At 64.7% G+C, this 12,369-nt stretch carries 11 protein-coding genes; 5 read left to right on the forward strand and 6 right to left on the reverse strand.

Annotated elements, in window-relative coordinates:
- Window positions 1-107: 107 nt before the first annotated feature.
- From JF66_RS06330 to JF66_RS06340, 3 genes are read left to right on the forward strand one after another with little or no spacing between them, the layout of a single operon-like run.
- Window positions 108-947 carry an alpha/beta hydrolase gene (locus JF66_RS06330; RefSeq protein ID WP_051973200.1) on the forward strand — a complete coding sequence of 280 codons (840 nt, stop codon included), beginning with the start codon at window positions 108-110 and terminating at the stop codon, window positions 945-947.
- Window positions 944-1,474, forward strand: coding sequence for a hypothetical protein (locus tag JF66_RS06335; RefSeq protein WP_051973201.1), 531 nt, complete (start codon window positions 944-946; stop codon window positions 1,472-1,474). The genes JF66_RS06330 and JF66_RS06335 overlap by 4 nt, the downstream gene beginning before the upstream one ends.
- On the forward strand, window positions 1,471-2,397 hold the full coding sequence (locus JF66_RS06340; protein WP_035876334.1) for an LLM class flavin-dependent oxidoreductase: 927 nt from the start codon (window positions 1,471-1,473) through the stop codon (window positions 2,395-2,397). Before JF66_RS06335 ends, JF66_RS06340 begins: the two co-directional genes overlap by 4 nt.
- A gap of 66 nt (window positions 2,398-2,463) precedes the next feature.
- Here the strand turns inward: JF66_RS06340 and JF66_RS06345 are convergent, their stop codons facing one another.
- Complete coding sequence (locus JF66_RS06345; RefSeq protein ID WP_035876335.1) at window positions 2,464-3,342, reverse strand: helix-turn-helix transcriptional regulator; 879 nt, start codon at window positions 3,340-3,342, stop codon at window positions 2,464-2,466.
- Window positions 3,343-3,642: 300 nt separating this feature from the next.
- Window positions 3,643-3,852: a hypothetical protein gene (locus JF66_RS23510; RefSeq protein ID WP_197059343.1), complete on the reverse strand. Its 210-nt coding sequence runs from the start codon at window positions 3,850-3,852 to the stop codon at window positions 3,643-3,645.
- On the opposite strand from JF66_RS23510, the gene JF66_RS06350 reads away from it, so the two are divergent.
- On the forward strand, window positions 3,851-5,239 hold the full coding sequence (locus tag JF66_RS06350; protein WP_231556319.1) for a M1 family metallopeptidase: 1,389 nt from the start codon (window positions 3,851-3,853) through the stop codon (window positions 5,237-5,239). The two genes, JF66_RS23510 and JF66_RS06350, sit on opposite strands and share 2 nt — an antisense overlap.
- A gap of 52 nt (window positions 5,240-5,291) precedes the next feature.
- Here the strand turns inward: JF66_RS06350 and JF66_RS06355 are convergent, their stop codons facing one another.
- The 3 genes from JF66_RS06355 to pdxH all read right to left on the reverse strand — a co-directional run bounded on the left by JF66_RS06355 (window position 5,292) and on the right by pdxH (window position 10,523).
- The gene (locus tag JF66_RS06355) at window positions 5,292-8,600 is read right to left on the reverse strand and encodes a glucodextranase DOMON-like domain-containing protein (RefSeq protein WP_035876336.1); all 3,309 of its coding nucleotides are present in this window, start codon (window positions 8,598-8,600) and stop codon (window positions 5,292-5,294) included.
- A gap of 319 nt (window positions 8,601-8,919) precedes the next feature.
- A complete protein-coding gene (locus JF66_RS06360; protein WP_035876337.1) occupies window positions 8,920-9,846 on the reverse strand; it encodes an aldo/keto reductase family oxidoreductase in 927 nt (308 codons plus the stop codon).
- 35 nt (window positions 9,847-9,881) lie between these two features.
- The gene (gene pdxH, locus JF66_RS06365) at window positions 9,882-10,523 is read right to left on the reverse strand and encodes a pyridoxamine 5'-phosphate oxidase (protein ID WP_197059339.1); all 642 of its coding nucleotides are present in this window, start codon (window positions 10,521-10,523) and stop codon (window positions 9,882-9,884) included.
- Between the two features lie 245 nt (window positions 10,524-10,768).
- On the opposite strand from pdxH, the gene JF66_RS06370 reads away from it, so the two are divergent.
- On the forward strand, window positions 10,769-11,332 hold the full coding sequence (locus JF66_RS06370; RefSeq protein WP_051973203.1) for a GNAT family N-acetyltransferase: 564 nt from the start codon (window positions 10,769-10,771) through the stop codon (window positions 11,330-11,332).
- Between the two features lie 323 nt (window positions 11,333-11,655).
- Here the strand turns inward: JF66_RS06370 and JF66_RS06375 are convergent, their stop codons facing one another.
- Window positions 11,656-12,318, reverse strand: a complete 663-nt coding sequence (locus JF66_RS06375) for a DedA family protein (protein ID WP_051973204.1) — start codon at window positions 12,316-12,318, stop codon at window positions 11,656-11,658.
- Window positions 12,319-12,369 lie beyond the last annotated feature (51 nt).

Here is a 12,369-nt window from a genome sequence, read left to right on the forward strand (position 1 = left end):
TGTTACGCCCCAAGTTTGGGGGAGTGCATTCCGAATCATCCACACCCTGTCAGGGCTATGCACGACAGGGGCAGGCGACTTGTGAGAGGCCTTGACATGCTGGGGGAATGACCCCGGCACAGAAGACACGTAACGTTGTCCGTTGGACCGAGATCAGAATTCCTGCCGACGACGGCCATCGGATACCGCTCAGGATCTACCAGACACAGGACGAGCCCCGAGCAACTCTCGTTTGGGCCCACGGGGGGAGCTGGTCGCACGGATCCCTCCACGGCTGGCATGCGGCGTGTGTGTCGGTGGCGTCTTTGGCCGGGATCCGGCTGGTGAATGTGGGCTATCGTCAGGCGCCGGGATGGACCCACCCAACGGCTCTGCACGACGTGCTGGCCGCCATCCGCTGGTCATTGTCCCTGCACGACGATCCCGGTGCGCCGCTCTGTATCGGCGGCGACAGCGCGGGTGGCACCCTCGCGGGCTCCGCCGCGCTCTGGTGCAGGGACAACGACGTGCCCCTCTCGGGGCAGATTTTGGCGTACCCACCCTTGGACCCGGATTGCCAGGCACCCTCGTACTTCAACCAACCGCCGGGATTCCCCGAGCGCAACGAGCTTCGGCGCTCGTGGGCCAGCTACCGGGGGATGTCTGGGCCGCTGGCCGACGAACGGTACCTGACCCCGCGGGACACCCAGGACCTGTCTGGCCTGTGCCCGGCCGCGCTGCTCACCGGAGCCGGCGACCCGGTGTCGGACGACGTGCGGACGTACGCGGGGAGGCTCCGTCTGGCATCCGTCCCGACCACGCTTCGCGTCGACCCGGACATCGGACACGGCGACTTCCTGAGGCAGGACGGAGCCGTCCCAAATCCCGTGCACACGTGGATCACGTCAACCCTTGACAGCTGGTTTGGCAGAACTATCCCCAACATCGACCCAGAGGACACACCGTGAACGACTTCCTTATCCCGGACCCCGACGGAACGGGCTACCTTTCGGCCCTACTGAGGCACTTCGCCGATCTCCGCGACGGTCTTCACGGCGAGGTCGCCAGTCGCTTCGACAAGGAGAAACTGTTTCGCTCGGCCGTCGATCTCATCGACGACCCGTGCCGGGCGGCACTGCACGAAATCGATGATGCGCTCCTCCTCAGTACCGGCACAATCGCCTCGACCGGGACCGTGCCGACGACGGACGGAGGGCTCGGTTGCACGTGGACGCTGGCCTGGCCTCGTCAGGTCGCGGCAGGCATCCCGCCGATCAGAATTCAGGCCTTCTACGGTCGCGGATTCCACCACCCACACCTACGCGGAGGCACAGTCAGGGAATGGCCCCTGAACGTGTACTCCGCCGAGCACGCCTCGGCGGAGCTGCCCACCCTGCGCGCTATTATCGCCGCCGAACTGCACAACCTCGTCTTCATGGCCGATTATCGCATCGTCCCGGCCACGGCCGCCGTAGCTCGGGGAGCACGACTGTGAAGCTTTCGATCCTCGACCAATCGTCGGTGCGCACCAACTCCACACCGGCCGTGGCCATCCGTGAGACGGTCGCACTCGCCCGCGCTGTGGATACCCTCGGGTACACGCGGTTCTGGGTTGCCGAGCACCACAACTCGGCGGGCTTCGCGGGCAGCGCGCCCGAAACTCTGGCCCTCGCCGTGCTGGACAACACCGAATGGATGCGGGTTGGCACAGGCGGCGTTCTCTTGTCTCGCTACCCATCGGCGAAGGTCGCCGAGGTATTTAACGTCATCGCGGCGCTGCACCCGGGTCGGGTCGACCTCGGAGTCGGCCGGGCCGGTGGCACGGATGACTCATACGTGGAGCGGCTGATCGAGTTGCATAGAAGACTCGGTCTCGAGCCCGACGCGATTGCGCGCACCGACCTCGAGGTCTGGATGCTCGGTGCCGGCCAGGGGTCCGCCCCGGTGGCTGCGATGTTCGGCAGCGGCTACGCGCACGCGCACTTTCTAAACCCCCGATCGGGGCCGAGGGCCATGGAGGCTTACTCGGATGGTTTTAGCCCCAATCCGCACCGGCCCGTCCCGGCGCCGTTGCTCGCGGTTCGGGTGATCACGGCGGCAACCGTGCGTGGGGCAACCCGGCTGCGCGACGCCGCGCAGCTTTGGCGTTCGCGCAAAGACCTCGGCCGCGATCTGCCCTTGCCAGGTGCGCAGGAGGCACACGAGCACAGCTGGACTGTGGATGAATCCAAGCGCCGGGTTGCCAACGCTGAGCTGATCGTCTCCGGCACCCCGGATCAGGTGCGATACGAGCTTGAAGACCTCGCCAGACGTAACGGCGTCGACGAACTCATGATCAACAGCCCCATCGCCGATTTTTCCGAGCGACAGGCTTGCTTCACCCTCCTGGCTGAGGAGTTCTCGCTCGGCACCAGCTAGCCCCTCCGCGGTTGGCCTCCCGATTCGACGACCCGTGGAACGCCACGTTTCTTCCGTCGTGTCGGGTCAGTGCGCGGTTGATCCGCGTGGGACGCTGCTGACCTCGCCGGCAGCGTTCAGCAAACACAGTGCCTCAGCGCTCGATGAACCGGGCTCCGCGGTGTACAGCAGAACTCGGTGACCCGAGTTGTCCGGAGAAGTGAGCACTTCAAAGTCCAACTTGAGTGCGCCCACAAGCGGATGCCGGAAAAATTTGAGCCCGGAGACACAGTTTTCCACCGGGTGCTGCGCCCACATCGCGGCAAATTCTGGGCTCTTCATCGTGAGTTCCCCGACGAGGGCCATCAGCTCATGGTCGTTGCCGAATTGGCCGGCCAGGACCCGTAAGGATGCGACCGCTCGGGTTGCCTCTTCGCGCCACCGTTCGTAAAGGTCCTGAGTGTGGGCGTCCAAGAACAGCATCCGCGTCATGTTCGGGCGATCCGCCGGGCTGGCCGGGCTGTCGAAGGCAAACTGAGAACCGACCAGAAGATGTCCGAGGGCGTTCCAAGCGAGGACCTCGCTGCGTTGTCCGAGCACTACGGCCGGTGTCGCCGACATCGAATTGATCAGCCGGAGCGTACCAGCACGGGCCTGGTCGGGTTTGATGCTCGTGCGGCGCGTGGTGTGGGCCGGATTCGCAAGATTCATCAGGTGGGCGCGCTCGGCGTCGTTCAAGCCCAAGGCGCGGGTGATGGCCTCAAGCACTGATGCGGATGCGTTCGTGCTCAGTCCCTGCTCAAGGCGGGTGTAGTAGGTGTTGCTGACACCGGCGAGCATGGCCAATTCCTCCCGACGGAGCCCTGGCACTCGTCGCACGCCGTAATTCTGCAGACCGACGTCTTCTGGTTGCAGTCCGGACCGCCGGTTGCGCAGGAATTCTCCGAGCTCTGTGGGGCTAGTCATCTCATTCATTGTTGCTTATCTCCGGTGGAGCTGCCTCCCCCTGCCAGGGATAGCCACGAAGGACCAGCAACGTGCCCGGCTCCGGAATGAGTTCGTCGAGCTGGGCCAGGAAGAACGTGAAAACTCAGCTGCGACGATCGCGGACGTCTCTGCCTGGTACGTGTCTACCTCGTCAGAGTGGCATTCATGCCTGACAAACCTGGCCCGGCATTCACCATCGTCCTCGCTTGAAGACTCGTCTGTGCACTATTCTGCAGTTCTACCGGTAATCGTTCGCCTCCGCTCTCCCTCAAGGGGATGTCACGTGCAGTCATTCAGAAAGTTCCACACCGTCGTACTCGCGGGGTTGTCTGTGTTCGCTCTCGCTGCCTGCGGGACCGCGACAGCAGCGATCCCCACATCTTCCATCGGAACAGCGAGGATCACTCCAGCGGTCGCAGTCGCGCCGGAAATGGTCGGGTTCGGCTCGCTCAGCGGGACGGGAAAGAACGCCCCTGGAAAAGATGCCATGCGCTTCACAGCCGGCGCTGTCGGCAGCGGCGACGCGTACTTTCCCTACGACGGCAATGGCGGGTATGACGTGCAGCACTATGACCTTGCCCTCCGCTATACGCCGCCGACGGATGCCACCGTCCTCTCAGGCCATCTCAGCGGCACCGCAACCATCACGCTCCGAGCGACGCAGGATTTGCAGTCACTCAACTTCGACGTGCGCGGCCTCGACGTCACATCGGTCCAGGTGGACAGTAAGCTCGCGGCGCACGGGAAGGGGCACGGCACAGACAGCGCCGAGTGGTCACAGAAGCAGGACGATGCGAACCGATACTGGGAACTCACTGTCGGGTTGCTGCCTAAGCTCAAAGCAGGACAGACCACGACAATCGTCGTTGAATACGGCGGGGTTACCGGGCGACCGCTTGACACAACCGGGGCGCTTTACGGCTGGGTGACCACTGCCGATGGTGCGATGGTGGTCAACGAGCCGGACGGTGCCGCGACCTGGTACCCCGTGAATGACGACCCGCAAGACAAGGCTACGTACACGTTCCGCATCACGGTTCCGGTCGGCAAGACCGCTGTGGCGAACGGGCTGCCCGCACGGGCACCGGTCACCAAGGCCGGGTGGACGACCTGGACCTGGCAGGCTTCGGACCCGATGTCCAGTTACCTGGCCACGGCGAGTGTCGGCGACTTCACCCTGTCCCGCGACGTGGGTCCGGGCGGACTGCCCATCATCAATGCTGTCGACGATGGCGTGAAGGGAGCTTCCCGTGCAAAGACGAAGGCGGCACTGGCGCTCCAGCCCCAGATGATCACATTTCTGGAGGACCAGTTCGGTCGGTACTCGTTCGAGTCGTTCGGCGCGATAGTCGACGACGACTCGGTCGACTACGCTCTGGAGACCCAGACTCGTCCGGTGTACTCGGAGGTCGCGGATGAATACACGGTGGTGCATGAACTCGGCCACCAGTGGTTCGGCGACTCTGTGACTCCCTCCGATTGGAAGGACATCTGGCTGAATGAAGGCTGGGCGACCTACATCGAGTGGCTCTGGGGCGAGCACCAAGGCACTGCAACGATTTCCAGCCAGTTCGCCGACACTGTTGCCTACCTGGACGCAAACGACGGCTGGGCACTCAACATCACAGACCCGGGTCGCGACAATCTGTTCGCCGATCCGGTCTACCTGAGGGGAGCGGCTGCGTTGTCTGCGTTGCGGGCGAAGATCGGCGACGACGCTTTCTTCGCCGGCGCCCGCATGTGGCTGACCCAATACAAGGACTCGAGTGCGACCACTGAGAACTTCGAAGCCGTGATGGAGAAGAGTTCGGGCCGGCAACTGCACACCTTCTTCAACGACTGGCTGCGCGAAGGCGACCGCCCGGCAATGCCGTAGCCCCAGGCCCCTCGACGCGCCAACATCGAGTCGGATTCAACAAACCGTGGCCCTAGGGGATGACCACCGCCGCGAGCGTCACCGGACCGGCCGTGTAATCGAGCTCGCTTGCCTGGCTGACCCCGGGCGGCACGATCGTGTCCATGACCTTCGGTACCGTGTTCGGGTCGGCGAAACACAGGGCGCTGGCACTCGCCGCCGCACACACGCCGAAGCGGTAATCTCCCGGAGTGCTCGAGAACGACCGTGTCTGGTCGAACCCGTGGGTGCCGTCCTGACCGGTGAGGGATACTGTGAAGCCCCAGCCCGAAGCCGGAGTTCCGCCCAGCGTCATCTTGTCCACGGCGAACGTGATGTAGCGGCTGACCGCATTCGCACCGACCGTAACCGCCCCCACCGAGGCGCCCGCGGCATCCACGAACCGGTTGTTGCCGAAGCCCTGGGCTTCGATCAGTCGGCTCCACGGGGACACCGTCGTGTAGTTCATGCCGGGGTAGGACGATGCCGTCGAGGTGGTCACCGCGCCCGGCTGGGACACGTAGACGTCCACCAGCTGGGCGCCGTTGGTCGATCCGAAGGTCGGGGTGAGGTCGGCGGTCTGCACCCGGAACGTGATGGTCGCGCCGGTGTCGTAAACCTGGAATTTGGAGAGGTCGAAAGCGCCGGCGTGGAAGTCACCGGCCTTCGGGTACGCGTAGTTGCCGGGGCCGTTGTCGTCACCGCTGGAGTCGTCCGCGCTGTACAGGAGGGTGCCATCGACCACATCGTTGACTACCGAGCGCACAACCTGGGCGGTACCGCCATTCGGCGCGGTACTCGCGATCACGAACACGTTCGTGCCCGCGGCCGAGGTCACGTCCACACTGAACGATCCGTCCGCTGCCGCGGTTGTTTTGGCCAGGGTCGTGGCGGTGTCGGCATCGGTTGCAACATCGGCGATGTCGATCGTCGCTCCGGCCGCAGCCGTGCCGGCGACCGTGGTCGTGGTGCCCGTGGCGGATCCGTCGAGCGGAGACGAAACCGTCAGCGGCGTCGTTCCTTGCGTGTGGCTGACGTACCGTTCGCGCACCTGCGCGGGCTGCTCAAGGGACCGGCCGGCGGCAAGGTCGGCCGTCAGTCGTACCTGCGCCGCAGATCCCCACGTGAGCGGGGACGCAGAACCGTCTGCCTTGCCGTTGACGAAGCCGATCGATGCGGTCGTCGGGTCGGTTCCGTACGGGGAAGCCGGCACATCCGCGCGGTCCCAGACCTGCTCAGGTACGAGGCCGGGACCCGAGTTCATCTGGTTGATTGAGAGCAACACCGACGTCGCCTGGTTCGGCTGGCCCTGTGCGAGGTACTGCTGGGCGCGCTCGGCGCCCAGCACGGGCCACGGGTGGCCGGTGCCGGAGAAGTTATTCGTCCAGGGCGCTCCGGTGACCGTGCAGTTAGTTCCCGCTCCGACGAAGCAGTCGCCGTAGCCGTCACCGTTGTAGCGCAGCCAGCCGGGCCCGCTGTTTGTCGGGCGCTGAATGGTGCCGTCGGTCACTTTCAGTGAGTTGACGATCACCGGATCAGTGGCGGGCAGGATGCCGAGGCGCACGTATTCCAGGAAGCCCGCGTCGACGATGGCGCGCTGGTCGAGCGTCGGACCGCCGTTGCCCACGTTGTAGCTGATCGCCGCGTTCGGGTCTCCGGTCTTGGACAGGCGGATGAAGTACGGGTCGGGCGACAGGGGGCCGGTGGTCGTGACGCCCCAGGTCTTGATGGTGCGCTGGTAGCTGTCGGCCGTGGCCCGCCAGACGCGGGCGCTGGCCGGGTCCTGGTGTTGGTCGGCGATGGTCGCCGCGGCGACGAGGCCCGCGATCTCCGCCGCAATGGTCGAGGGGGAGTACCCGGTTTGCTCCTCCCAGCGCTCGACGCCAAAGTTGGGTCCGTGGCTGACGAGGAAGTTGGCCGCCGACTTCACGTGCGGCCACAGGCTGTCGTCCCCGGCGAGGCCGGACTGCAGGGCCATCAGAATCGGGTAGGCCGTCTCATCCAGCTGGTCGTTGAAGGCGTCGGCCGCCTTCGTGCCGTCGAGCAGCGAGTTGCGCGGCTGCGATCCGTTGGCCTGCTGGCTGGTGAGCAGCAGGTAGCGCACGGTGTCGCGTGCGGTCTGAATGTCGCCGTCCGTGTAGAGCGCCGTCCAGGCCTCGTAGAGGTCGCGGGCGAACACCTCTTTGTACCCGCCGACGAACAGATTGTTGGGATCGTTGGCGGCGATGGACTGGCCCCACGGGGCATCCAGTCCAGCGACGATCGCGCCGGGGTAGGTCTTATCCTCGGAGGCCTTCACGACGTTCGCTGACTGGTAATAGCTCGTGATCGCGGCGACGCGCTTCTTCCCGGTGAGGGACGGGCCGGTCAGCCGTGGGGCCGTGAGGCCCGCGTCGTATCGGGACCAACCGGCGACATACGCTGCGGTCATCCGCTCGATTGACGATCGGGCCGTGTCTCGCGCTGTCTTCACCGACGAAGCCTGGGTGGTGCCAAAGCCGAGCGCGAGAGTGGACTGACCGTCGTGGTCGCGACGGATACCCACGGTCTGCTCCACGTTCCCCGCGGTCGCTGTCGTGGTTACCGAGGCGAGGGCGTGGGTGGAGTCGAGTTGGGTGAGGCCGTCACTCGCGGTTCCAACGAAACCGCTGCTCACGGTCGTGAAGGCCCGATCCGCTGTGAGTGCCACGAAGGACGGCACGGCGTAGGCGGTGCGGTTGGCTTGGCTGGTCGTCTTCGTGTCGAAGGAGACGGGCACGGGGGATCCGGTCGACGTGTCGACCACGGCCGTGTCGGCCCCACCGTTCGCTGTGCCGCCACCTCCGTTGCCGCCCGCGTTGGCGTCGAGGCGCACGAACATCTGATAATTCCGCGCGGCCGCAGTGAGCGGCTGGAAGGTGGTGCGAACCACCACGCTGTCGCGCGCTGGGTCGGTCAGGTACGTGTTGACGAGACGGTATGCGCCGCTCTTCGCGGTGGAGGTGACCGTGCAGGTCATTCCAGTGGGGTCGGACGCCACCGTGTACGTAGTGTCGCGGCTCTGCAGGTCGGTGAAGCTCGATCCGTCCGTCACGAGATACTGCATTGTTTCAACGTTGGTCGCATCAACCGTGGGCGCGTAGACGTCGGAGAGGATGCCGTTCGCCACGGTGAACCAGATTTTCGACCCGGTCGTGCGGGAGGTTCCCACGCAATCCTTGCGCGACAGGCTCTGATGGCTCGTGACGCCGGGGGAGCCGATGGCCTCCGAGCCTGGCGTGGCAGACGCAGCCGGGCCGAGCGAGATCGCGGCGAAGGTCAGCGCGGCGATGGTGGCGGGTAGCACAAGGCGGCGTCGAATCACAGTGTCTCTCCTTTGAGAATAGAACCTGACTACTCGGCCCTGCGGATCGGGCCGTGAGAACCAGGGGCGGTGAGAGCAGACCCGACGGGACGGAAAAGTGAAATCGGGGGATCCGTGGGGCCTTTCTCAGCTCGACCACTCGAACCATAGGGGGAGCGCGCCGACCGGTCAACACCCAATCCGTCTACCAGCAGGCCCCACCCGCAATCACGGCGATTATGGCTGAGGTTTCCCGCGTGCCACAGCATCTGCACGCACGGTCGTGACGGGCAGACCCTTGGTCTGTGCGCTACGAGGCCGACGTTGCCTGGTTGCCCGGTTACGGGAGGATGTGTCCGGCGGCCGTGAAGAGGCGGTACCACTCCTCACGGCTCAGGGGAATGTCGGAGCCTGCGGCGGATTCAATCACGCGCGCGGGCTTGGTCGTGCCAAGCACCACCTGCATGTTGGCCGGGTGCCTGGTGATCCAGGCAACCGCGATCCCTGTCGGTGTCACACCGTAGGCGGCGGCGATCTCATCGAGCGCGTCATTGAGTGGGCCGTAGTTTTCCCGGTCGCCGATGAACACGCCGTCGAAGAAGCCCTTTTGGAACGGCGACCACGCCTGTAGCGTGATGTCGTTCAGCCTGCTGTAGTTCAGGAGCCCATTGTTCCGATCGATTGACTGGTCGAGCCCCGCCATGTTGAGGGCGATTCCCTGGGCGATCAAGGGCGCATGGGTGACGCTCAGTTGCACCTGATTGAAGGCGAGCGGCTGGTTGACCGAACGCTTCAAAAGCTCGACCAGACCCGGCTCCTGGTTGGAGACGCCGAAGTTGCGCACTTTGCCGGAGGACTGCAGAGCATCGAACGCCGCGGCGACCTCGTCGGGCTCGACGAGCGTGTCGGGGCGGTGCAGCAGCAGGATATCCATGTAGTCGGTATTCAGTGCCGAGAGGGACTCGTCGACCGAGCGCAGAATGTGCTCCTTTGAGAAGTCGAAGAAGCCCTCGCGGATGCCGACCTTTGACTGAATGATGACCGACTCGCGTTCGGCGGCCGTGAACGTGACCGCGTCACCGAACCGTTTCTCGCATCCGTGCGCCCCGCCGTAGACGTCCGCGTGGTCGAAGAAGTTGATGCCTGCATCCCTGGCGGTGCCGACGAGTGTGCGAATATCCTCCTCGTCCATGTCCGAGATCCTCATCAATCCGAGGATGACGTTGGATGCCCTCAGATTCGTGTGCGGGGGTGTAAATGTCTTCATTGATCCAGTCTGCCCCATCGCGCCGTGGGCCGTGGTTAGGGCTGGAGTCGCTCCAGCGTCCAGCCACCTGCGTCACCGGCCGTGAACCGCAGGCGGTCGTGCAGCCGGGACGTGCGGCCCTGCCAGAACTCGATCGCGCGCGGAATCACACGGAATCCACCCCAGTCGCCCGGCCGGGGAATGTCCGTGTCGTCCGGATAGCGCTCTTCCACCTGGCGCACCTGCTCCTCGATCAGAGCGCGGCTCGCGATGGGTCGCGACTGGTCGCTGGCGACCGCGGCTACGCGCGACGCCCTCGGCCGGCGCGCGAAATAGGCGTCGCTGGTGGCGGAATCCGTGGCGCTTGCCGTGCCGTAGACGATCACCTGGCGCTGCATGGCATACCAGGGGAACAGCAGCGAGACGTCCGGGTTGACGCTCAACGCCCGACCTTTGCGGGACGCGTAGTTGGTGACGAACTCGAAGCCGCTGCCGTCGAGGCCCTTGAGCAGCACGGTTCGGCTGCTCGGCCGGCCGTCCGGGTCGACGGTGCTCAGCACCATGGCATTCGGCTCGTAGAGCCCGGCCTGCTCCGCGGCAGCCAGCCACGCGTCGAACTCGACCATCGGGTCGGGGTTGACCCCGGACTCGTTCAGGCTCACTGCGCCGTAGTCGGTGTGACTCGTCAGGGATTCCATCAGTATTCTCGCCCTCGGTTTGAGCCGGCGGACTACGAACGATCGCCAGCCTTTCCCTTCAGCCTAGGGGGCTTCGGATGGGAACCAGAATGGGCCTTCACCGACCCCGCCTGAAGCCCCAGGAGCCTATCGCTCGTGTCCTCCCTGCCCGGTGACGGCGAGAAGGACCCCACCTGCGTGTGGTGAAAGGATCGCGTGGCGGATTGCGAGACATATGAAGGCGACCGGTCAGTACTGTGGGAGGCATGGTCCCCGTCCTGCCGATCGTTATCTCTGCTACCGCGCCCACCTCCGCCGAAGCGCAAGAGGTGTCCACGCGCTACTACGAAGACCTGGTAGGCCGGTACCACCAACGTCCTGCTACTCGTGAGGAAGTTCTTGATGCGGAAGCCAGTTACCCCCACGAAGACCTCGCGCCACCCACGGGGATTCTGCTGCTTGCCCGCCAGGGGCTTTCGGTGCTTGGCTGCGCAGGAATGCGAGTTCGCCCTGACGCGATCGGAGAAGTGACCCGAGTCTTCGTCGAATCAGCGGCACGTGGACGCGGGCTGGGGCGCTTACTGATGGAGGAACTGGAACGCAAGTCGCTCGAAATGGGAATCCGTACGCTCCGGTTGGATACTCGGACCGACCTCATTGAGGCTCGCGGCCTCTACCTCTCCCTCGGCTTCGTTGAGGGGGAAGCGCATAACGCGGACCCGTACGCGAACCACTGGTTCCGCAAAGAACTGTCAGTAAATATTGCGCCCCGGGCCGAATTCCCGTCCAGACCGGAGAGCGATCGTTCACGGAAAAATGCGGCCCGATGAACGGCTCCCGACCGCGAGGGATCTCGTTCTCGTCCTGAAGTGCACTGTGCACCGTGTTCTGTCGGGCTACTCCTGATTGAAAGACGCTGGCGGCATCCAAATGAGCCAGGCCGCCTCCGTTCAGGTATACGTGGGTTACTGACTTGTGCTGGGTCTCGTGCCGCCGTTTCGGTGCCGGCAAGGAAATTTATGGGGCCGTCTGTTTCCGGGTAGTGCGTGATGTTATTTGTCTCGGCCAGAAAGCATCCGCCGGAAATAGGGGACGGTTGGCTGAGGCCGCGATGGGAATGGTTGGGAAGTCTGGAGTTGCACGTTGTCGAGCGCTATGCGCGAGCATTCTGGCGACGGGCGAGGACCGTTCTGATCAGGAGGGGCACGACGGAGAGGACGACGATTCCGATCAGGACGAGATCGATGTAGCGTGCGGCGAATTCGGCGACGCCGGGAATGTGGGCCAGTCCGTAGCCGAGCAGAACGACGAGAGTTGACCACGCCACCGCACCGAGCAGGTTGAAGAGCGTGAACGTTCGGCGCGGCATCTTGCCCACTCCTGCGGCAACGGGCGCGAAGGTGCGCACCACGGGTACGAGGCGTGCGATCGTGACGGCCGCGGGTCCGAAGCGGTCAAAGAAGCCGTGGGTTCGGATTACGCTCTTTCGGCTGAAAAGGCCGGATTCGCGTCGGTCGAAGATACGCGGACCGGACGTGCGCCCGATGACGTACCCGAGCTGGTCGCCCAGGGCCGCCGAGAGGGCAATGGCCGGAATGACGACCCAGAGTGGTTGGCTGATCACCCCGCTGAGAGAAAGGACGCCGGTGAAGAACAGGAGAGTGTCGCCGGGGAGGAAGAACCCGACGAGCAGCCCGGTTTCCACAAACACAATCGCACACACGGCAGCCAGTCCCCAGATACCGGCACCCGCGATCACCGACTGCGGGTCGAGCAGACCGGACGTGGACAGGGCGCTGACGATCAGATTTTTCATGGTCGAGGAGGCTTTCTATGTCGAGGGATCGGCCGGATTGCTGCCCGTGAC

It is taken from the genome of Cryobacterium sp. MLB-32, assembly GCF_000738085.1.
GTDB lineage: Bacteria > Actinomycetota > Actinomycetes > Actinomycetales > Microbacteriaceae > Cryobacterium.

Excerpts from the sequence above, each read along its gene's own strand:
- JF66_RS06360 (WP_035876337.1), bottom strand. The coding sequence starts at position 9,846 with ATGAAGACATTTACACCCCCGCACACGAATCTGAGGGCATCCAACGTC.
- JF66_RS06375 (WP_051973204.1), bottom strand. The coding sequence starts at position 12,318 with ATGAAAAATCTGATCGTCAGCGCCCTGTCCACGTCCGGTCTGCTCGAC.
- JF66_RS06370 (WP_051973203.1), top strand. The coding sequence starts at position 10,769 with ATGGTCCCCGTCCTGCCGATCGTTATCTCTGCTACCGCGCCCACCTCC.
- JF66_RS06350 (WP_231556319.1), top strand. The coding sequence starts at position 3,851 with ATGCGCTTCACAGCCGGCGCTGTCGGCAGCGGCGACGCGTACTTTCCC.
- pdxH (WP_197059339.1), bottom strand. The coding sequence starts at position 10,523 with ATGGAATCCCTGACGAGTCACACCGACTACGGCGCAGTGAGCCTGAAC.
- JF66_RS23510 (WP_197059343.1), bottom strand. The coding sequence starts at position 3,852 with ATGGCATCTTTTCCAGGGGCGTTCTTTCCCGTCCCGCTGAGCGAGCCG.
- JF66_RS06345 (WP_035876335.1), bottom strand. The coding sequence starts at position 3,342 with ATGACTAGCCCCACAGAGCTCGGAGAATTCCTGCGCAACCGGCGGTCC.
- JF66_RS06330 (WP_051973200.1), top strand. The coding sequence starts at position 108 with ATGACCCCGGCACAGAAGACACGTAACGTTGTCCGTTGGACCGAGATC.